Source organism: Amycolatopsis echigonensis (assembly GCF_014174495.1).
GTDB classification, from domain to species: Bacteria; Actinomycetota; Actinomycetes; order Mycobacteriales; family Pseudonocardiaceae; genus Amycolatopsis; species Amycolatopsis echigonensis.
This window is the reverse complement of record NZ_JACJHR010000290.1, coordinates 1-319: the sequence shown is the minus strand read 5'-3', so window position 1 is coordinate 319 and position 319 is coordinate 1. Positions and strand designations below refer to the sequence as shown.

The window sequence follows — 319 nt, the reverse complement described above, 5'->3', positions numbered from 1 at the left end:
TCGCCAGCCCGTCCGCGATCGCGATCCGTTCCTCGACCGAGAGGAACCGGTCCGAACCCGGCCCGGGCCGGGCGGGAGCCGGGCGGGCGTTCGCGCCGGCCCGGCTCGGCCGCCCGTGCCGCCAGCGATGCCCGGTCCTGCGGCCGACCCCGACAATCCGGCACGCCTCGACCGTGCCCACGCCCTCCGCCACAAGATCAAAATACCGGCGGCGTTCCGCAGCCAACCGCACCCGACCCCGCGACGCCCGATCCCCACCGACCCCGGCCACTGCAACTCCTGCACAACTCAGGTGCTGCAACCACCACTAGAACCCAAG

1 pseudogene is annotated in these 319 nt (G+C 73.4%); it reads right to left on the bottom strand.

What is annotated here, in order from left to right:
- Positions 1–193, bottom strand: a pseudogene (locus tag H5411_RS46815) (IS30 family transposase); the annotation flags it as partial.
- Positions 194–319: the final 126 nt, after the last annotated feature.